Here is a 19,022-nt window from a genome sequence, read left to right as displayed (position 1 = left end):
GCAGGAATGACGCCCAGAACCCCCGAACCCGAAGCTCCGATCGTCGAGAATATCGAAGACATCGACGTCTCGAGCGAAATGCAGGGGTCGTTCCTCGAATACGCCTATTCGGTGATCTACTCGCGGGCGCTACCGGATGCCCGGGACGGCATGAAGCCCGTGCAACGCCGCATTCTCTTCCAGATGAGCGAGATGGGGCTCCGCCCCGACCGGGGGCACGTCAAGTCTGCCCGCGTGGTCGGCGAGGTGATGGGAAAGCTGCACCCGCACGGCGACGCATCGATCTACGACGCCATGGTTCGACTGGCGCAGAGCTGGACGTTGCGGCTCCCCCTCATCGATGGCCACGGCAACTTCGGTTCACTCGACGACGGCCCGGCCGCCTCGAGATACACCGAGGCCCGTCTCGCACCGGCAGCGCTGCTCATGACCGACGGGCTCGACGAAGACGTCGTCGACTTCGTGCCCAACTATGACAACCAGCTCACCCAGCCCGACGTACTGCCGGCGGCCTACCCCAACCTGCTGGTGAACGGCGCAAGCGGCATCGCCGTCGGTATGGCCACGAACATGGCCCCGCACAACCTCATCGAAGTGGTCTCGGGTGCCCGCTACCTGATCACGCACCCCGATGCGACAGTCGATGACCTGATGTCGTTCATCCCCGGCCCCGACCTGCCGGGGGGCGGAACGATCGTGGGTCTGGCGGGCATCCGCGATGCCTACACGACCGGGCGAGGGGCGTTCAAGACGCGGGCGAAGGTCAGCGTCGAGACGCTGACTGCCCGCAAGGTGGGTCTCGTCGTGACCGAGCTGCCCTATCTCGTCGGCGCCGAGAAGGTCATCTCGAAGATCAAAGACGGCGTGAACTCGAAGAAGCTGCAGGGCATCTCCGACGTCACCGACCTCACCGACCGCACGAACGGCCTGCGGCTCGTCATCGGCATCAAGACCGGGTTCAGCCCCGAGGCGGTGCTCGAGCAGCTGTACAAGCTCACGCCGCTCGAAGACTCGTTCAACATCAACAACGTCGCGCTGGTCGGCGGCCAGCCCCAGACGCTCGGGCTCAGAGAACTGTTGCAGGTCTACATCGACCACCGCATCGAGGTGACCACCCGGCGCACGCAGTTCCGGCTCGCCAAACGACGCGATCGACTGCACCTCGTGCTGGGTCTGCTCATCGCCATCCTCGACATCGACGAGGTCATCCAGGTGATTCGCAACAGCGACGACACCGAGCAGGCGCGGGTTCGGCTGATCGACGTTTTCGACCTCGATGCGCTGCAGGCCGACTACATCCTCGAGCTGCGCCTTCGGCGCCTGACGAAGTTCTCGCGCATCGAACTCGAGGCCGAACGCGACCAGCTCCGCCGCGAGATCGAGCAGCTCGAAGCGCTCCTCGCCAGCAAGGCGCTCATCCGTCAGACCGTCTCAGAGGAACTCGACGACGTCGCCGACAAGCTCGGCACACCCCGCCGCACGATGCTCACCGAAGCCAGGGCGGCGGCACCCGCTGCGGCTCGAGGCAGCAGTCTGCCCTCGCTCGAACTCGCTGACACGCCGTGCCGTGTGTTCCTCAGCACGACTGGCAGGGCGCTCCGGGTCGACCTGCCGAACGACGGCGAACAGGCTCCGGATGCTGCGGCTCACGCGAGGCGGAGCAAACACGACGCCGTTCGTTCCACCGTGCTCACCACGACCCGCACGGAGATCGGCGCCGTCACGAACCTGGGCCGTGTCATCCGCATGTCGGTCCTTGACCTGCCGTCGGCCCCCTCAGCGTCGATCCAGCTCGCCGCCGGGGTGCGAATCTCCGACTACCTCACCGTTGACGCCAAGCGCGAACGCGTTGTCGCCCTCGTCTCGCTCACCTCCGGCACCCCGATCGCCCTCGGCACGAAACAGGGGGTCGTGAAACGCGTGACGCCCGGCGACTGGCCGAACAAGCCGGACTTCGAACTCATCACGCTGAAGCCCGGCGACGAGGTCGTCGGTGCAGAGCAGGCGCCGGAGTCGTCGAACCTCGTGTTCGTGGCGTCGGATGCCCAGCTGCTGCACTACCCAGCGGCCAGTGTTCGCCCGCAGGGGCGCCTGGCCGGGGGGATGGCCGGCATGAGCCTGTCGGGCGGGGCGACGGTCATCGCGTTCTCAGCAGTCATACCCCGTGCCGGAGCTGAAGACGATTCAGGTGCCGATGCAGACGGCGAGGCAGGGATCGTGGTCGCAACCGTTGCGGGCAGTTCCGGTGTGCTCCCCGGTACTGACACCGGGTCGGCCAAGGTCTCCTCATTCAGCGAGTTCCCGTCGAAGGGCCGCGCCACCGGTGGAGTGCGCGCCCATCGCTTCGTCAAGGGAGAGGATTCACTCCAACTCGCCTGGGTCGGCCCAGCTCCAGCCCTCGCAGTGGCCGCCGACGGAGCGGTACGAGCTCTTCCCGATGCAGGCGCGAAACGCGATGCGTCTGGCACCCCCCTGGCTGCCGCTGTCGGTTCGATCGGCTTCACCGTTTCGCTCAGCTGACCGCTGATTGGGCTGACCGCTGATTGAGCCGACCGCTGGTTGAGTAGGCGAGCGAAGCACGCCGTATCGAAACCGCAGAAGACGAAAGAGCGGCGCCGAGCATCCGGAGATGCGCGGCGCCGCTCTTCAGGCGTGCGTAGTTCTTACTACGAGCGGTGGTCTTCGAGGAGTCGGGCCGACTCGTCGTGCCAGCTCTTGGCGATGGGGAACAGTTTGGCGTGGACCTCGCGACCGTGGTGCGCGCAGAACAGGAGTTCACCGCTGGCCATCTCGACACGGACGTAGGCCTGTGCACCACAGCTGTCGCAGCGGTCTGCACCGGTCAGCTGGCGGCTCACTTCGAGATCGCCCACCACGCTGGTCTCTGTTGCAATTGTTTGCATCTTCTGGCTCCTCACGGGTTCGTACCTCAGACAATCTGTGTAACCAATACAAGCATGAGTATGTTCCCACTAGGTTACATTCGTCTGTGTTTCGCTGTGCGCGTACGGCACACTCGCTTTCGGGTGTCGATACCCCTGATGTCACTGCCCGAAAGTAGGGTTGGTGGTTGGGTGAGAAGCCGTGGACCACACTCGTCGCCCACGTCGGGCACCCATCACGAAGGGCAACTCTGTGGCATCATCTGACTACTCGGCCAGGCACCTGTCGGTTCTCGAGGGTCTCGAAGCTGTTCGCAAGCGCCCGGGTATGTACATCGGTTCGACCGGGCCACGCGGGCTCATGCACTGCCTCTGGGAGATCATCGACAACTCGGTCGACGAGGCACTCGGTGGCCACGGCAACGAGATCTCGATCATCCTGCACCCTGACAACAGCGTCGAGGTGCGTGACAGGGCACGCGGCATTCCGGTCGACATCGAGCCGCGCACGGGTCTCTCAGGCGTCGAGGTCGTCTTCACCAAACTGCACGCCGGCGGCAAGTTCGGTTCGGGGTCGTACGCTGCCTCCGGCGGGTTGCACGGCGTCGGCGCCTCGGTGGTGAACGCGCTGTCGGAGCGGCTCGACGTCGAGGTCGACCGCGACGGCAAGACCTGGGCGATGTCGTTCCACCGCGGTGAGCCGGGCAATTTCGCCGATACCGGTGCACCAACTCCCTCGTCGAAGTTCACGCCGTTCGAGAACAAGAGTGAACTGCGTGTCGTCGGCAAAGTGGCCCGCGGAGTGACAGGTACCCGCATCAGGTACTGGGCCGACCCACAGATCTTCACCGAGTCCACGCAGTTCCAGACCGATGAGCTCGTCGACCGAGCGCGCCAGACCGCGTTCCTCGTGTCGGGGCTCTCGCTCGACATCACCGACAACCGTGGCGCCGAGACCCTCCACGAATCGTTCAGCTACGAGGGGGGTCTAGCCGAATTCGTCGATTTTCTGGCACCGGATGCCCCGCTCACCGACACCTGGCGCCTGACGGGTGATGGCAGCTTCACCGAGACCGTTCCCGTGCTCAGCGAGGCCGGGGCGATGGTGCCCACCGAGCTCACCCGGGACTGCACCGTCGATGTCGCCCTGCGGTGGGGAACGGGGTACGAGACGACGGTCAAGACATTCGTCAATATCATCTCCACGCCGAAGGGTGGTACGCACCTCGCCGGTTTCGAGGCAGGGCTGCTCCGCTTCCTGCGTACCACCGTTGAAGCCAACGCGCGCCGGTTGAAGGTCGGCAACGACAAGCTCGACAAAGAAGACGTTCTCGCAGGTCTCACGGCGGTTTTGACCGTTCGGTTGCCGGAGCCGCAGTTCGAGGGCCAGACGAAGGAGATCCTCGGAACGCCTGCCGTTCGCAACATCGTCACCTCTGTCGTGACGAAGTCGCTCTCGGAGAGGTTCTCGTCACCGAAGCGCGATGACAAGACCCAGACCGCCCTGGTGCTCGACAAGGTCGTCGCCGAGATGAAGTCCCGCATCTCAGCTCGCGCTCACAAAGAGACGCAGCGCCGAAAGAATGCGCTCGAGAGCTCTTCGTTGCCGGCAAAGCTCGTGGACTGTCGCAGCAGCGATGTGGTCTCGAGTGAACTGTTCATCGTCGAGGGTGACTCGGCGCTTGGTACGGCAAAACTGGCCCGAAACAGCGAATTCCAGGCTCTGCTGCCCATTCGCGGCAAGATCCTGAACGTTCAGAAGGCGTCGGTCTCCGACATGCTCTCGAACAGCGAGTGTGCTTCGATCATCCAGGTGCTCGGCGCAGGGTCGGGCCGCTCGTTCGATCTCGATTCTGCCAGGTATGGCAAGATCATCCTGATGAGCGACGCCGACGTCGATGGTGCACACATTCGCACCTTGCTTCTGACCCTGTTCTTCCGCTACATGCGGCCCATGATCGATGCCGGGCGCGTGTTCGCGGCCGTACCTCCCCTTCATCGGGTGGTCGTCATGAACCCGGGCACGAAGCCGAACGAGACGATCTACACCTATTCCGAGACCGAGTTGCAGGGCGTGCTTGCCGGGCTGAAGCGAACGAACAAGCGCTATCAGGATCCGATCCAGCGCTACAAGGGCCTTGGCGAGATGGATGCCGACCAGCTCGCGTTGACCACGATGGACAAGCGACACCGAATGCTCCGCCGCGTGCGTGTCACCGATGCCCAGGCCGCCGAGCGCACCTTCGAGCTCCTGATGGGCGACGATGTCGCACCACGCAAGGAGTTCATCATCGCCGGCAGCTCGGGGCTGTCGCGTGAACGCATCGACACCTAGCGAACCGACGAAGCACAGCTTCGTCGGCGCTGGCTGTCGCTCGATTGCTGTGCAATCGCCATAGCTCCAGCGCGCGCATCGACACCTAGCGAACCGACGAAGCACAGCTTCGTCGGCGCTGGCTGTCGCGCTGGCGATCACGCAATCGTCGGCCCTCGTTCACATCAACGCACTATGCAGCTCGGATGGAACGAGGGCCGACGATTGGTCGATCTGACCCTACTCGCTGAGGGGTGCTGCCGCGATCGTACTGCGAGCTTCGGATGCCCGGCGATCGATCTCGTCGAGCTCGGCCGTCGCCTCTGGCAGTGTCTCTTCGCGTCGCGCGAGCGCAGCCGCGAGAAGCCAGTCGGCCAGAGCCGGATTGTTGGCCAACACTGGGCCATGGAGGTGGGTGCCGATGAGGTTGCCGACCCAGTAGCCTTCGACGCGCTGGTCGGGCGCCACGAGAAGTGTGCCCGCCACGTTGGCGCCTGATGCGGCAACGGCCGCAGCGCCTGCACTCGCGCCAGGCCCGGTTGCCGCGACATTGCCGCGACCGTAGATGACGTGCCCGATGGGTGCGGCCGAGCCGATGTCGATGTATGAACCGCGGTTCTCGAAGCCGACGAGTACACCGAGACGGGACTCGATGACGAAGTCACCCACCACGCGCTCCCCCGCGACCGTCGTCGTCACCGGAAACACTCCGGCACCTTCGAGCTCCCGCCCATCGGCGAGCCGGACCCATTCGCCGAGCAGCTGGAATCCACCACCGACGGCAAGAAAGGGTACGTCGGCTGCAGCCAGCGTATGCAGCGCGGGCGACACATCGTCGATCCACGGCTCGGTCTCGATCAGCGCTGAGACCGGCCCGCTGCCAACGAATACCAGGTCGGTCTCGGGCGAGATGACGTCGCCGTGCTCAATCCGGTCGACCACGACGGTGAGGCCGCGTGATTCGGCGCGGAAGCGCAGAATGTCGACGTTGCCGCTCTCGCCGTTCATGCCCAGTGTGCGCGGAAAGAGGTGGGCAATTCGCAATCCGGTCACGACTTGCCTCCGCCTTCGAGCTCTTTGAAACCGAGGATCTTGCGAATGAGCATCATCTGCTCGTAGTTCAGGATCATCGTCTTTCTACCGGTGCCCGGCCGTGGAAGAGCGAGGAACTGTTTGATCGCCGAACGCACGTCGAGTTCGACGGCTCCGACCGGAATCCCGGCGTAGCCGAACCGCACAGCGAACTGCCACGCTTTCGAGCCGGTGATGACGTCGACGTGGTCGAGCCTGCTGAGGTCGATGTCGTAGATCCACGAGGGATCGGGTGTTCCCTCGTCCACCGCCATGAAGACCTGTTCGGGGGCCGCTTCGAGCGAATCGAGGTTCAGTTGGAGGCTCGCCGGATTCTTCATCATGATGATCTCGATGGCTTCATTGCCCACGTGCAGCAGCTCGCCCCGGCCGTAGACCGTCGTGAGGCCGTTGAGTGCCGCTGTCACGAGTCCCGGGTGGAAGCGATCTCCGAGGATCGCCTTGGCGGTGGCGGCAGCGCCGGCGGCGTCGAGTGCGTAGTGCAGGCCCCTGGCGGGCAGCCTCACTGCCACGTCTCGCCCGTCGATCGCCAGAACGGCCTGGCTCTCACCGAGGTCGGTCACCGTCACCTCGGCTTCACGATCACCGGCCCGCACGCTGTCGTTGCCGAACCGGTCCGCTGAGGCGACTCCGTGAGCGGAAGCAGCGATGAGTTCGGGAGCTGCGCCGAAGAACGTGACCTCACGAGAGCCGCTGAGGCGAGAATCGAGGTCCACGAGGTGATTGTCGTCCCGGTTGAGCACAAGCGCCCGGGTGGCAGTGCCGGCCACTTCTTCGAGCATCCTGACGACTCGTTCGGGCTCGTGGTACCTGTTGAGCTGGTCGATCTGGATGTTCAGCAGCAGCACTGTCGTCGGCTTCAGCATCTTCGCGATCTTGGGTCCGTAACCCTCATCGACCTCGAGAATTGCGATATCAGCATCGAGCACGCCGGTCACCGAAACACTCGAGAGAACAGACGAGGCGATGCCCTGCGGCAGGTTGCCACCAGACGGGTTGGTGAAGACCTTCAGCCCGTGCTCGCGCAGGATCGCCGCCAGCATGTTCGTGGTCGTCGACTTACCGTTCGAACCCGAAACCGCCACAACACCGAGCGGGATGCGCGAGATCGTGTCTTCGAGAAAGCGCGGAGCGATCTTCAGTGCGATCGTGCCTGGGATGGCCGAACCGCCGCCGCGCGCCCGGGCGGCGAGCCGGACCGCCCGGCCGACAAGAACGGCCGTCGTGGTGCGAAGACTCAAGGTTTACTCGAGGTAGTCGCGAAGCGACTGCGAACGCGAGGGGTGGCGGAGCTTGGCCATCGTCTTGGACTCGATCTGGCGGATGCGCTCACGCGTCACGCCGAACGTGTCACCGATCTGGTCGAGAGTCTTCGGCATGCCGTCTCCGAGGCCGAAACGCATGCGGATGACTCCCGCCTCGCGCTCCGAAAGGGAGTCGAGCAACGATTCGAGTTGCTTCTGAAGCATGGTGAAGCCCACGGCGTCTGCCGGGACAACTGCTTCGGTGTCTTCGATGAGGTCACCGAATTCACTGTCGCCGTCTTCGCCGAGTGGGGTGTGCAGAGAGATGGGCTCGCGACCGTACTTCTGGACCTCGACGACCTTCTCGGGGGTCATGTCCAATTCACGTGACAACTCTTCGGGCGTGGGTTCACGACCGAGATCCTGCAGCATCTGGCGTTGCACGCGAGCCAGCTTGTTGATGACCTCGACCATGTGAACCGGGATGCGGATGGTCCGCGCCTGATCTGCCATGGCCCTGGTGATCGCCTGGCGGATCCACCAGGTCGCGTACGTCGAGAACTTGAAGCCCTTGGTGTAGTCGAACTTCTCGACCGCACGAATGAGGCCCAGGTTTCCCTCCTGGATGAGGTCGAGGAACTGCATTCCCCGGCCGGTGTAGCGCTTGGCAAGGCTGACGACGAGGCGGAGGTTCGCGCCGAGCAGGTGGCTCTTGGCCCGCTGCCCGTCTTTGGCGACCCATTGCAGTTCGCGTTTGACCTGGGGGGTGAGGCCCTCGGCGTTCGCCAGCTTGTCTTCGGCGAACAGGCCGGCCTCAATGCGCATGGCGAGCTCGACCTCCTCGGCCGCGTTCAGCAGGGCGACCTTGCCGATCTGCTTCAGGTAGTCCTTGACCGGGTCAGCTGTCGCACCCGTGATCGCGCTCGAGTAGACGGGCACGTCATCGTCATCGTCGACGAGCGAGAGGACGAGCGCGCCAGAGGGAAGGTCTTCGGTCGACGCCGACTTCTTGGTGTCGTCGTCGGTATCTGAATCTTCCGCGGAGTCGCTGTCGGCGTCGGGCACGGCAACAACGACGAGAACGTCTTCGGTGTCGTCTTCGACCACAACAACGTCGTCGAGCTCGACCGCTTCGTCGTCCTCGTCTGCGTCACTGGCACCGGTTGCCTTGCTTGCCGTTGCCTTGCCCCGGGCAGTCGCCTTGACGGCAGGCCCGGTCTTCTTGGCGGCGGCCGCCTTGGCTGCCGTTGTCTTGGCAGCGGGAGCTTTGACTGCCGCAGCGCTCTTGGTTGCAGGCGCCTTGGCAGCGGGCGCCTTTGTGGCGGAGGGAGCTTTCGTGGTGGCCATGAGATCACCTTTCACACCGGGCGAGAAACCGAGGGCGCCTGAGGTGGCGAACCCGAGTCAAGGTCGACCGGAGTTGTTTTTTGACATTACTAAGACCCATGTCAAGTGCTGGGTCTTTGCGTGGCCGTATGAACGGCCACCCCAATACAAGAACGGGTCTCTAGCGTTAATTATTGCACGGATTGAGAAACAATCTGACCTGACCGCGATTTGTCAAGTCTTTCTTTGCGTCCATGCCTCGGTCAGTGCAACCCACAGCGGTGCCACCGATATTCCCTCGTCTTCCTCGAGCTGCCTACGCGCGCGCCTTCGGGCATTCAGCAAGAAGATGACACCTGCCCCGATCACGACGTACTGCACGCAAAAAGCAATCTTGAACGCGTTGAGGTCGTACAGATTCGTGTTCCACCCGAGGTTGTGCTGAAGATCCAGGAGCACACCGATGAGGAACATCATCGTGAAACTGGCCGTGAATCCACCGACGTTCACCACACCGTTCGCCGAACCCAGCGTGTGCGGTGGGTTGAAGGTACGCGCGAAGTCGAACCCGATCAGTGAACCGGGCCCTCCGACTCCCATGGCGATGACGAGCAGGATGACGAGCCAGACCGGTGGAGTGCCGGGCCAGAGCAGCACAGTGCTCCAGGCGATCGCGAGCATGGCAACGATTCCCAGCACGAGATTCGAGCGCCTAGTCGGGAACCGCGCTGTCAGCAGGCCGAGAATCGGACCGGAGATCAGTCCGGTCACGACGATTACCACGAGAAGCCCGGAAGCGAAGCCGGTGTCGTAGCCGAGGGCCGAGACCATGAACGGAAAGCCCCAGAACAAGCTGAAGACGGTTCCTGATGATTGTGTGACGAAGTGGGACCAGAACCCGAGTTGGGTACCGGGCCTTTTCAACGTGGGGCCGAGTCGCCCCAGCACGGTGCGAAAGCTCGGGGCAAGCGGCGCCATCACCGTCTTCGGCCTGTCGCGCAGCACGATGAGGCTGAGAACGAAGGCGAGCACAGCAACCGAGGCCGCAGAGGCGAAGGCGACACTCCAGCCTGCGAGGTGTAGGAGGTAGGCGAAGGGCACGGCAGAGAGAATCTGACCGAGGGCACCGAGATTGCCCATCCACTGGGAGACCTGAGGCACGATTCGGCCCGAGAACCACGAGTTGACGAGCCTGATCACCGAGATGAAGATCGCCGAGTCCCCTGCGCCCACCAGGATCCGGCCGACGATCGCGATGCTGATGTCGGGCGAGAAGGCGAGAATGAGCTGGCCGACGGCCATCACCGCGGTTCCCACGACAACGAGCCAGCGAGGCCCGACTTTGTCGATGAGAATCCCGTTGGGAATCTGCAGTGCGGCGTACACGATCAATTGCACGACAGCGAGACTCGAGAGAATTGCCGCGGACGTCTGAAACCTGTCAGACGCTGCGACGCCGGCCACCCCGAGGGTGCTTCTCTGCAGGACAGCCGCAATATAGGCGATTGCGGCCACGCCGAAGATCACCCACGAGCGTCTGGAGTTCATTGATTCGATGATACCGAATGCACCTCACACCCGAAGCGCCCCGCAGTTGCGACCCGGGACCGCCGATCAGCGGCCGACGATCAGCGGCTGGCGACCGAGGGCCTGCTCCTAGAGGCCGGCGAACCCGGGCGAGGCGTCATCGCCCCGACGCTTGATCGCCAGGAAGTTCTCGAGCTCCGCTGCGATCTCGTCTGCCGAGGGTAGCTCACCGTCCTCGTCGGTCAGCGGCGACCTCAATCCGGCATTCTGCAGCCCGGAATTCTGCATGTAGCTGTCATGCCGTTCCTCGAGCGTGCCGACCAGCTTCTCGAGCTCCGAGTTGGACTCGACCTGCTGGCCGATCTTCGTCAGGAATTCACGACCTTCTTCGCGCAGGCGATCCGTCGGAAAGATGAGCCCTGTGGCCGCACTGATGCTCTCGAGTGACGCGACGGCAGCAGAGGGGTACTCGGTATCGGCCAGGTAGTGCGGAATGAGAAGGACGAATCCGGTCACCGGGTGGCCAAGCTCCGCCAGCCGGTATTCGACCAGGTGAAGGGCGTTCGACGGCACCTGGGTGTGCGGTCGCCAGACCGACATCGCATCAGTGAGCTCGATGCGGTTACCACTCACCGTCACCCCGATGGGGCGTGTGTGCGGAACGGGCATCGGGATGGCGTGGACCCAGGTCGTGGTCTTGACCTGGAAGAGATCGATGAGCTGCAGAATCGCAGCCGTGAACTGCTCCCACTTGAAATCGGGCTCGAACCCGTGCAGAAGGAGGAATGGCTGACCCAGCTCATCGTTCACCAGATACAAGCGGAGCGTCTGTGGCTGGTAGTCGGTCAGGTGATCCTGGTCGAAGTAGATGATGGGTCGGCGCGCTCGGTAGTCGAGCAGGGCATCGGCGTCGAATTCGGCCACCACTCGATTGTTCAGAGTGTCGAGCACATACTCACCGAGTTGTGAGACCGCGCCGCCGGCGTCTGTGAAACCCGTCAGGGCTGCCACCAATGGCAGTCCTTGCGGGATCAGGCCGACCTCGTCTGCCAGTTCGTACAACTCTGCCGGATCCTTCATGTTTCCACTCTAAACCGAGCGCACACGGCGTTGCCCCGGTTGGAGAAGTGCCCTCAGCGAACGCGATACTTGTTGACATGACTCTTCCAGAAATTTCGGTTGCAGAATCTCCCGCCCACGACCTCGACGCCGATGTTCTCGTGCTCGCGGCAGGGCGAACGGATGATCGACTCTTCCTTCTCGGCAGCGAGGAACTCCCTGCTGGTGTCACCGACAGCATCGAATCGATGTTCGACGGGCTCGGCTTCACGGGAAAGAAGGACGAGGTCGTTCGGATGCCCTCGGTGGAGGGCATCCGGGCGAAGGTGATCGTGGTCGTGGGTCTGGGGCAGGCCGGGCCGACAACGGAATCGCTGCGCTACGCGGCGGGCGTTGCAACGAGGCGCATCCGCGGGTTCGCCTCCTTTGTGCTTGCCCTGCCGGTGACGGGTGCCGCCGACGTGCGCGCTGTGCTCGAGGGGGCCGCTCTCGGTGCCTACAGCTACCTCGCATACCGAAAGGCGTCGTTGGATGCCCGGCAACTCGGCGCGAACTTCCTGGTTGTGCCGACAACCCTCGAGGGGACGGAAGCCGCTGCAACCGAAGCCCGCGAGACCGCGAGGGCGGTGTACCTGGTGCGCGACCTCGTGAACGAGGCGCCGCTGGACCTCTACCCTGAGTCGCTGGTCGACCGCGCCAGGAGCGCCGCCGAGGGTCTACCGGTGTCGCTGAAAGTGTGGGAGGTGGCAGAACTCGAAGCGGAAGGGTTCGGCGGCATTCTCGGTGTCGGGCAGGGGTCGACGCGTGGCCCGCGCCTGGTGCGCGTTTCGTACGAACCAACGGTCTCGTCGAGCCACCTCGCCCTGGTCGGCAAGGGAATCACCTTCGATTCCGGCGGACTCTCGCTGAAGCCGCCGGGCTCCATGATCGGCATGAAGAACGACATGACCGGGTCAGCGACGGTTCTCGCCGTCACGCTCGCGGCGGCCGCACTCTCGTTGCCCGTACGAATCACGGCATGGCTGTGCCTCGCCGAGAACATGCCTTCCGGCTCTGCCATCAGGCCAGGGGATGTACTCACGATCCACGGCGGGCGAACGGTCGAAGTCCTGAACACCGACGCGGAGGGCAGACTGGTGCTCGCCGACGGCCTGGTGGCGGCCAGTGAGGAACACCCCGACGCCATCATCGATGTGGCCACATTGACAGGCGCGTCTGTGACGGCGCTAGGAAACCGCTATGTCGGCACTCTCGGTGACGACGATCTCGTGAACACCGTCATCGAATCGGCTAAAGCTGTCGGCGAGACGCTGTGGCCGATGCCCATCCCCTCGGAGTTCAGGCCGATGCTCAACTCGGACATCGCCGATCTCCAGAACATCAAGCCGGGAAACACGGCTGGCGGCATGCTGATCGCCGCCGCGTTCCTTCGTGAGTTCGTTGGCAAGGCAGCCGATGGCGAAGCGCAGATCCCCTGGGCGCACCTCGATATCGCCGGCCCCGCCGTGAACGGCGGTGAGGGTTACGGGTTCACACCGAAGGGCCCGACCGGTGTCACCGTGCGCACCTTGCTCGATGTGGCGGAGAAGCTCGCCCGGGCATCCGAGTAGTAGGCTCGGGGGGGCGAAAAAATAACTCGCCATCGAGAGACCTGCTGTTGTCGGCCGGTCGTTTCGCGGGTACGAAACGCTAAGGGAGTCTTTGAGTGTCTGAGCAGAATTTTGACCTTGTCGTTCTCGGCGGAGGAAGCGGCGGCTACGCAGCCGCCCTCCGCGCCAGCCAGCTGGGTTTCAGCGTGGCATTGGTGGAGAAGGACAAGCTGGGTGGCACGTGCCTGCACAAAGGCTGCATCCCCACCAAAGCGCTCCTGCACTCGGCCGAAGTGGCCGACGTGTCGCGCGAGGCCGGCAAGTACGGGGTCAGGACCACATTCGAGGGCGTCGACCTCGCTGCCGTGACGGCGTACCGCGAGGCGATCGTCGCGAGCAAGTTCAAAGGTCTCGAAGGGTTGATCAACGCCCGCAAGATCACAGTCATCCGTGGCGAAGGCCGCCTCGTGGGCCCGAAGACGGTGCAGGTCGGTGACGACAGTTATGTCGGCAAGAACGTGATCCTCGCAACCGGCTCGTATTCACGCTCGCTTCCGGGGCTTGAGATCGGTGGACGAGTCATCACCTCTGAGCATGCCCTCACGCTCGACTTCATTCCGAAGAAGGTCGCCATCCTCGGCGGTGGCGTCATCGGTGTCGAGTTCGCCAGCGTGTGGAAGTCCTTCGGGTCTGAGGTGTCGATCATCGAAGCTGTGCCGCACCTCGTGCCGAATGAAGAGGAATCGGTCAGCAAGCAGTTCGAACGCGCCTTCCGAAAGCGCGGCATCGAGTTCTCCCTCGGCGTTCGTTCCCAGGGCGTCACGCAGAACGACTCCGGCGTCGTGGTGACGCTCGAGAACGGTAAGACCATCGAGGCAGAACTCCTCCTCGTCGCCGTCGGGCGGGGGCCACAGACGGCCGGTCTCGGCTTCGAAGAAGCGGGAGTCACCATCGACCGCGGTTTCGTGATCACGAATGAACGGCTCGAGACGAGCGTTCCCGGCGTCTACGCGGTCGGAGACATCGTCCCCGGCCTCCAGCTGGCGCACCGTGGCTTCCAGCAGGGAATCTTCGTTGCTGAGGAACTCGCCGGGCTGGCACCGCAGATCGTCGAAGACGTGAACATCCCGAAGGTGACATACTCCGATCCCGAGGTCGCCTCCGTCGGCCTGACGGAAGCCAAGGCAATCGAGAAGTACGGCACCGACAAGGTCTCGTCATACGACTACAACCTCGCCGGCAACGGCAAGAGCCACATCATCGGAACGGCCGGGTCGGTCAAGGTCGTTCGGGTCAACGAAGGGCCCGTCGTCGGCATCCACATGATCGGGGCTCGTGTCGGCGAGCTCATCGGCGAGGCCCAGTTGATCGTCAACTGGGAGGCTTACCCCGAAGACGTGGCATCGCTGATCCACGCCCACCCGACCCAGAACGAAGCAGTCGGCGAAGCGCACTTGGCGCTTGCTGGCAAACCGCTGCACGCACTCTAGACATAAACTACAAACCAACACCTGAACTGTTTCTGAAGAGGAGACACACTGATGAGCGAATCCGTCAACCTTCCTGCACTCGGCGAGAGTGTGACCGAGGGAACGGTGACCCGCTGGCTCAAGAACGTCGGGGACCGCGTCGAAGTCGACGAACCCCTTCTCGAAGTGTCAACGGACAAAGTCGACACCGAGATCCCCTCGCCGATTGCTGGAGTCATCGAGCAGATCCTGGTGCAGGAAGACGAGACGGTCGAGGTGGGTACGCCGCTGGTCACCATCGGTGACGGGTCGGGAGCAGCACCTGCAGAGACTCCGGCGCCCGAGGCAGCTGCTCAGGCCGCTCAGGCCCCTGTCGCCGAAGTACCCTCCGTCGATGCTCCGACCGAAGCTGCGGCTCCTGCGCCAGCAGAGCCTGAGCCTGCTCCCGCAGCCCAGGCGCCTGCTGCGCCCGCCCCAGCTCCTGCAGCTCCGGCTCCCGTTGCCGCTCCGGCACCCGCAGCGCCTGCACCCACTCCGCCCGCTGCTGCACCGGTTGCCGCCGCACCCGTCGCCGAGAGCACCAGTAACTCCGGCTACGTGACGCCGCTCGTACGCAAACTTGCGAACGATCAGAACATCGACCTCGCCAGCGTGACCGGCACAGGAGTCGGCGGACGCATTCGCAAGGAAGACGTGCTTGCTGCCGTCGCGGCTCGTCCGGCGGCGACCGCATCGCCCTCCGCAGCAACCCCTGCTGCGCCGGCGCCTCTGGAAGTCTCGCCGCTTCGCGGCACTACGGTGCCCATGTCGCGGCTGCGCAAGGTGGTCGCAGAACGCGCCGTCATCTCCATGCAGACCAGCGCCCAGCTGACCAGCGTGGTGGAGGTCGACGTGACGAAGGTCGCGGCATTCCGCGACAGCGTCAAGGCGTCGTTCGCCGAGAAGACCGGCACGAAGCTTTCGTTCCTCCCATTCTTCGCCCTGGCTGCCGCAGAGGCCCTGAAGGCCTACCCGATCATCAACGCCACTATCGATGGCGACTCGATCGTGTACCCCGACAAGGAGAACATCAGCATTGCGGTCGACACGGAGAGGGGTCTTCTCACCCCCGTCGTGCGCAACGCCGGCGAACTCGACCTCGCCGGCCTGGCCAAGGAGATCGCCGATCTCGCTGCACGCACGCGTGACAACAAGCTGAAGCCCGACGAGCTCGGTGGCGGTACCTTCACCCTCACGAACACTGGTTCACGTGGCGCCCTCTTCGATACGCCGATCGTGTTCCTGCCGCAGGTCGCCATTCTCGGTACCGGCATCGTCACGAAGAAGCCGGTTGTCGTGACTGTCGACGGCTCCGACGCCATCGCGATCCGCTCGACGGTGTACCTCGCCCTGAGTTACGACCACAGGATCGTCGATGGTGCAGATGCCGCACGCTTCCTGGTCGCTGTGAAGAACCGCCTCGAGGGCGGCGATTTCGCCTCCAAGCTCGGTATCTGAACAGAACGTCACTGAGAAATTCCGGTCCTGCGCCTTCCGTCAACCGGATCTGCCAGAAAGACCTCTCGAAGTCGCCAACCGGCCTCACCCTTCACCAGAAGGAGTGAGGCCGGTTTGCTGTGTGCCGCGGGTGCCGGTCCGGCAGGCTGGGATTCATTCCCGTGCCACGGATCGACACTGACGAGGGCTGCTGCCCCTGTTCGCTGCACGACCTCAACACTCGGTAGCGGTGCCGCACCGGCAACAGGTTCTGGTGTGGATTGATTCCCCACGCGGTGACCCCGTGCGAATTGAAGCTGGTCGCTGGCAAGGAGAGGCGACTGGAACTGGTCCACGTGCGCCAGGCAGGCCGCTGAACCCCCGGAGAGACAGTGATCCCGTTCTTCCAGCAGAGCCAGAGCAGCAGCACGGGGATCGTCACCGGTCGCCGCTCCTGTCGATTGCCTGCTCGCCCGAGCTGACGACTCTGCTTGTGATGACGGGGTCTCCGGCGAAGCCGCCCGAGGTTCCGAAGCGTTGTTCCCCGCGCCTGAAGCGGGTGTGCTGGACACCATCGCTTCGGAAAGCACGGGGCCCGACGCCTGCGGGTGGGAGGGCAAACTCTCGGCCGTGAGGGCACCGACAAGCGCCACCGCGACCACCGTGACGCCGACGATCACCAGCTTCCACCGGGACCTCACAGCCGACGACGCGCGGGTCAGCTGACGCGCCCCCTCTTCCTTCGAGCGGGTCGCAAGCTCGGTGACGCGCGCACGAGGGCGATGGCTCTCCCGGTCTGCTTCAAGGATGCGGTCGACAGCTCTGTCGATGTCGGCAAGTGCACTGGCCGACTGGGCGTGCCAATCGAACTCTCCGGTTGCGTTTGCAACTGTGTCGGCTGGCTCCTCTGGAGCAGAATGAGTCGGCGTCTGCGCCGGAGCAGGCTGCAGGGCTGCGATTGCGCCGGGTTCAGCCACAGAGAAGAGCGCGGCTTCACAATCGGCTGCGAATTTGCGAGCATGCCGAACCCAAACAGGACGGCGGTCTGTGTCGCCGGGAGGCGCCGAACGGCGAATCTCCCGGCCGGAGTGACGGCGGCGTGGCTCTCGGCGGGGCGTGCCACGCAGCCTGCGTTCAGAGCATTCGAGCTTCTCGAAGAGCTCCCGACGACCTTCATCTTCGACATCGGCGAAGGAGAGGACGTGGTGGCAGAGATCGACGAATGCCTGACAGTCGGCAATCGCCGCCGCGCGCGCTCGGCGGGACATCCCTCGATCCGACCTGCGAGACAGTCTCCTCGTACCAGCAGAGGCGATGCCCGGGAAACCAGGGGGGTGACCGAGCGGCGGAAGGATGCGAGCTTCGCCAGCCTCGCTGAGCCAGATGTCGGCGGAACATATCCGGCCGCTGACCTGGGCTGCCGCGTGAACCTCCGCCAGCGACTGAAGCACGGGTATGAGGATGTTTGTCGCTTCTCCCGGCAGCAGGGCACGCGACTCCAAGAACTCCTGCAGCGTCAGCTCGGCTGTGCCAGGTCCACCGAGAGGGAGCTGATTCCGAGTCGGCCGCGAACTGATGGAGCGCGAGACACTGACAACCAGAGGAGCGACGGCACGATTCATGACACAAGAATGAATCGGCACGGAGACTACGGGCATCCATGGCCGGTGAACGGTGAAAAGTTCGCCGACAGCGTCTGTTGTGAAGGACCAGACCGTCGACCGGGATGATCGGGCTCCGCGTAACTCGGTACCATGGGTTACATGGCACGCTCCAAAGAAAAGACCCCGAAAAAGCCGAAAGAAGACGGCCGTCTGAAGCAGATGTGGCAAGTCTTCCAAATGACTCGCCGCTATGACAAGAACATCACCCTGATCCTGGTGCTGAGCATCCTCGTACCCGTTGCGATCGGCCTGGTTCTGGCCCTACTGCTCGGCGACGGCAACGGTTTTGCGATCACCATGTGGGTGGTCGCAGGTGTGCTGGCGGGCATCCTTCTCGCCCTGCTTCTGCTCGGGCGTCGCGCCGAGGCAGCTGCCTACGGCCAGATCGAGGGTCAGCCGGGTGCCGTCGGTGCTGTGCTCCGCAGCTCACTTCGTCGCAGTTGGCGAGGCAGTGAGATGCCGGTCGCCGTCAACGCCAAGACGCAAGACGCGGTCTACCGTGCCGTCGGGCGAGGTGGAGTCGTACTCATCGGCGAGGGTCCGAAGTCACGCACGACCCGCATGCTCGAAGACGAACGTCGTAAGGTTCTTCGTGTGCTGCCCAACGTTCCCGTCACGTTCCTCTCGGTCGGGCCTGATGCAGACTCGATCTCTCTGCAGAACATCCCGCGAAAGCTCGCCAGGATCAAGCCCAACCTCACGAAGCCCGAAGTGCTGGCCGTGAGTAACCGTCTCAGCTCCCTGGCGTCTGGCAATCTGCCCATCCCCAAGGGCGTCGACCCGCTGAAAGCCCGGCCGCAGCGCGGTCGTTGACACAACGAGGCATCTTGTTACTTGCGAACGAGTACCGTTCCAGCAAAGACGTCGTGCAGCCCACGCTGGTCTGAATCCCAGATGAGCGCGGGAATCGTCAGGATCAACAGGCCGGTCCGGATGATCGGTCTCCACCACCCCGCAAAAGTCCCGTCGACCTTCACGACCCGCAGCCCCAGCAGCAGATGCCCGAAGCCGCTTCCGGTGAATGCGATGAGCACAATCTGCTCGACAACGAAGATGATCGTCGCGGCCCAGGCGTCTCCGAAGAAGAACGCCGCGTAGATCACAAAACAGACGGCCCAGTCCAGCAACAGTGCGATGATGCGCCTGCCCGGTCTCGCCACGGATCCGCGACCCTCCTCAGGAAAACCGAGGCGCTCACCCGGCCAGTTACTCGGCGCAGCACCCGAGAATCGCGACGAAGGCTTGACGTTGGACACGCGCTGATTCTAGGCGACGCGACTGGTCACCAACTGACACACAGCCGAAACATCACCGCCACAGACCCTTCGTAATATGTGGGCGATCACAATCCGCATTCGGCCGCAGTCTGCACGCTGGATA

The 19,022-nt window shown here is 63.8% G+C and carries 14 protein-coding genes; 6 read left to right on the top strand and 8 right to left on the bottom strand.

Annotated features, from left to right (window positions below; genetic code table 11):
• Positions 1–6: 6 nt before the first annotated feature.
• Positions 7–2,520: a DNA gyrase/topoisomerase IV subunit A gene (locus JOE66_RS08640; RefSeq protein WP_205108561.1), complete on the top strand. Its 2,514-nt coding sequence runs from the start codon at positions 7–9 to the stop codon at positions 2,518–2,520.
• 146 nt (positions 2,521–2,666) lie between these two features.
• Here the strand turns inward: JOE66_RS08640 and JOE66_RS08635 are convergent, their stop codons facing one another.
• Positions 2,667–2,903: a DUF7455 domain-containing protein gene (locus JOE66_RS08635; RefSeq protein WP_205108558.1), complete on the bottom strand. Its 237-nt coding sequence runs from the start codon at positions 2,901–2,903 to the stop codon at positions 2,667–2,669.
• A 232-nt stretch (positions 2,904–3,135) separates the two neighbouring features.
• Between JOE66_RS08635 and JOE66_RS08630 the strand changes: the two genes are divergently transcribed.
• On the top strand, positions 3,136–5,217 hold the full coding sequence (locus tag JOE66_RS08630) for a DNA gyrase/topoisomerase IV subunit B (RefSeq protein ID WP_205108556.1): 2,082 nt from the start codon (positions 3,136–3,138) through the stop codon (positions 5,215–5,217).
• Between the two features lie 219 nt (positions 5,218–5,436).
• Here the strand turns inward: JOE66_RS08630 and JOE66_RS08625 are convergent, their stop codons facing one another.
• The 5 genes from JOE66_RS08625 to JOE66_RS08605 form a co-directional block, all read right to left on the bottom strand.
• Positions 5,437–6,249 carry a glutamine amidotransferase gene (locus tag JOE66_RS08625; RefSeq protein WP_307827123.1) on the bottom strand — a complete coding sequence of 271 codons (813 nt, stop codon included), beginning with the start codon at positions 6,247–6,249 and terminating at the stop codon, positions 5,437–5,439.
• Positions 6,246–7,529 carry a MurT ligase domain-containing protein gene (locus JOE66_RS08620; protein WP_205108554.1) on the bottom strand — a complete coding sequence of 428 codons (1,284 nt, stop codon included), beginning with the start codon at positions 7,527–7,529 and terminating at the stop codon, positions 6,246–6,248. Before JOE66_RS08620 ends, JOE66_RS08625 begins: the two co-directional genes overlap by 4 nt.
• A gap of 3 nt (positions 7,530–7,532) precedes the next feature.
• Positions 7,533–8,879 carry an RNA polymerase sigma factor gene (locus JOE66_RS08615; protein ID WP_205108552.1) on the bottom strand — a complete coding sequence of 449 codons (1,347 nt, stop codon included), beginning with the start codon at positions 8,877–8,879 and terminating at the stop codon, positions 7,533–7,535.
• Positions 8,880–9,092: 213 nt separating this feature from the next.
• The gene (locus tag JOE66_RS08610; protein ID WP_205108550.1) at positions 9,093–10,406 is read right to left on the bottom strand and encodes an MFS transporter; all 1,314 of its coding nucleotides are present in this window, start codon (positions 10,404–10,406) and stop codon (positions 9,093–9,095) included.
• 108 nt (positions 10,407–10,514) lie between these two features.
• Complete coding sequence (locus tag JOE66_RS08605) at positions 10,515–11,465, bottom strand: proteasome assembly chaperone family protein (RefSeq protein ID WP_205108548.1); 951 nt, start codon at positions 11,463–11,465, stop codon at positions 10,515–10,517.
• A 77-nt stretch (positions 11,466–11,542) separates the two neighbouring features.
• Between JOE66_RS08605 and JOE66_RS08600 the strand changes: the two genes are divergently transcribed.
• The 3 genes from JOE66_RS08600 to sucB all read left to right on the top strand — a co-directional run bounded on the left by JOE66_RS08600 (position 11,543) and on the right by sucB (position 15,999).
• Positions 11,543–13,054: a leucyl aminopeptidase gene (locus JOE66_RS08600; protein ID WP_205108546.1), complete on the top strand. Its 1,512-nt coding sequence runs from the start codon at positions 11,543–11,545 to the stop codon at positions 13,052–13,054.
• 95 nt (positions 13,055–13,149) lie between these two features.
• Complete coding sequence (gene lpdA, locus JOE66_RS08595) at positions 13,150–14,523, top strand: dihydrolipoyl dehydrogenase (RefSeq protein ID WP_205108544.1); 1,374 nt, start codon at positions 13,150–13,152, stop codon at positions 14,521–14,523.
• Positions 14,524–14,574: 51 nt separating this feature from the next.
• Positions 14,575–15,999 (top strand): 2-oxoglutarate dehydrogenase, E2 component, dihydrolipoamide succinyltransferase, encoded by a 1,425-nt coding sequence (gene sucB / locus JOE66_RS08590; RefSeq protein WP_205108542.1) that lies wholly within the window; start codon positions 14,575–14,577, stop codon positions 15,997–15,999.
• A gap of 8 nt (positions 16,000–16,007) precedes the next feature.
• On the opposite strand, the gene JOE66_RS08585 is transcribed toward sucB, so the two are convergent.
• Positions 16,008–16,955 (bottom strand): hypothetical protein, encoded by a 948-nt coding sequence (locus tag JOE66_RS08585; RefSeq protein ID WP_205108540.1) that lies wholly within the window; start codon positions 16,953–16,955, stop codon positions 16,008–16,010.
• Positions 16,956–17,741: 786 nt separating this feature from the next.
• Here JOE66_RS08585 and JOE66_RS08580 point away from each other — a divergent pair.
• Complete coding sequence (locus JOE66_RS08580) at positions 17,742–18,455, top strand: DUF4191 domain-containing protein (RefSeq protein WP_205108538.1); 714 nt, start codon at positions 17,742–17,744, stop codon at positions 18,453–18,455.
• Positions 18,456–18,472: 17 nt separating this feature from the next.
• Here the strand turns inward: JOE66_RS08580 and JOE66_RS08575 are convergent, their stop codons facing one another.
• Positions 18,473–18,898, bottom strand: a complete 426-nt coding sequence (locus tag JOE66_RS08575) for an RDD family protein (protein ID WP_205108536.1) — start codon at positions 18,896–18,898, stop codon at positions 18,473–18,475.
• Positions 18,899–19,022 lie beyond the last annotated feature (124 nt).

This window comes from Subtercola frigoramans, assembly GCF_016907385.1.
GTDB classification, from domain to species: Bacteria; Actinomycetota; Actinomycetes; order Actinomycetales; family Microbacteriaceae; genus Subtercola; species Subtercola frigoramans.
Note: the sequence above shows the minus strand (reverse complement) of the source record. Positions and strands in the feature narration are given on the sequence as shown.

What these genes read in the sequence shown, in the direction of transcription:
- JOE66_RS08640 (WP_205108561.1), top strand. Translation starts at nt 7, where the DNA reads ATGACGCCCAGAACCCCCGAACCCGAAGCTCCGATCGTCGAGAATATC.
- JOE66_RS08635 (WP_205108558.1), bottom strand. Translation starts at nt 2,903, where the DNA reads ATGCAAACAATTGCAACAGAGACCAGCGTGGTGGGCGATCTCGAAGTG.
- JOE66_RS08615 (WP_205108552.1), bottom strand. Translation starts at nt 8,879, where the DNA reads ATGGCCACCACGAAAGCTCCCTCCGCCACAAAGGCGCCCGCTGCCAAG.
- JOE66_RS08610 (WP_205108550.1), bottom strand. Translation starts at nt 10,406, where the DNA reads ATGAACTCCAGACGCTCGTGGGTGATCTTCGGCGTGGCCGCAATCGCC.
- JOE66_RS08605 (WP_205108548.1), bottom strand. Translation starts at nt 11,465, where the DNA reads ATGAAGGATCCGGCAGAGTTGTACGAACTGGCAGACGAGGTCGGCCTG.
- JOE66_RS08600 (WP_205108546.1), top strand. Translation starts at nt 11,543, where the DNA reads ATGACTCTTCCAGAAATTTCGGTTGCAGAATCTCCCGCCCACGACCTC.
- sucB (WP_205108542.1), top strand. Translation starts at nt 14,575, where the DNA reads ATGAGCGAATCCGTCAACCTTCCTGCACTCGGCGAGAGTGTGACCGAG.
- JOE66_RS08580 (WP_205108538.1), top strand. Translation starts at nt 17,742, where the DNA reads ATGGCACGCTCCAAAGAAAAGACCCCGAAAAAGCCGAAAGAAGACGGC.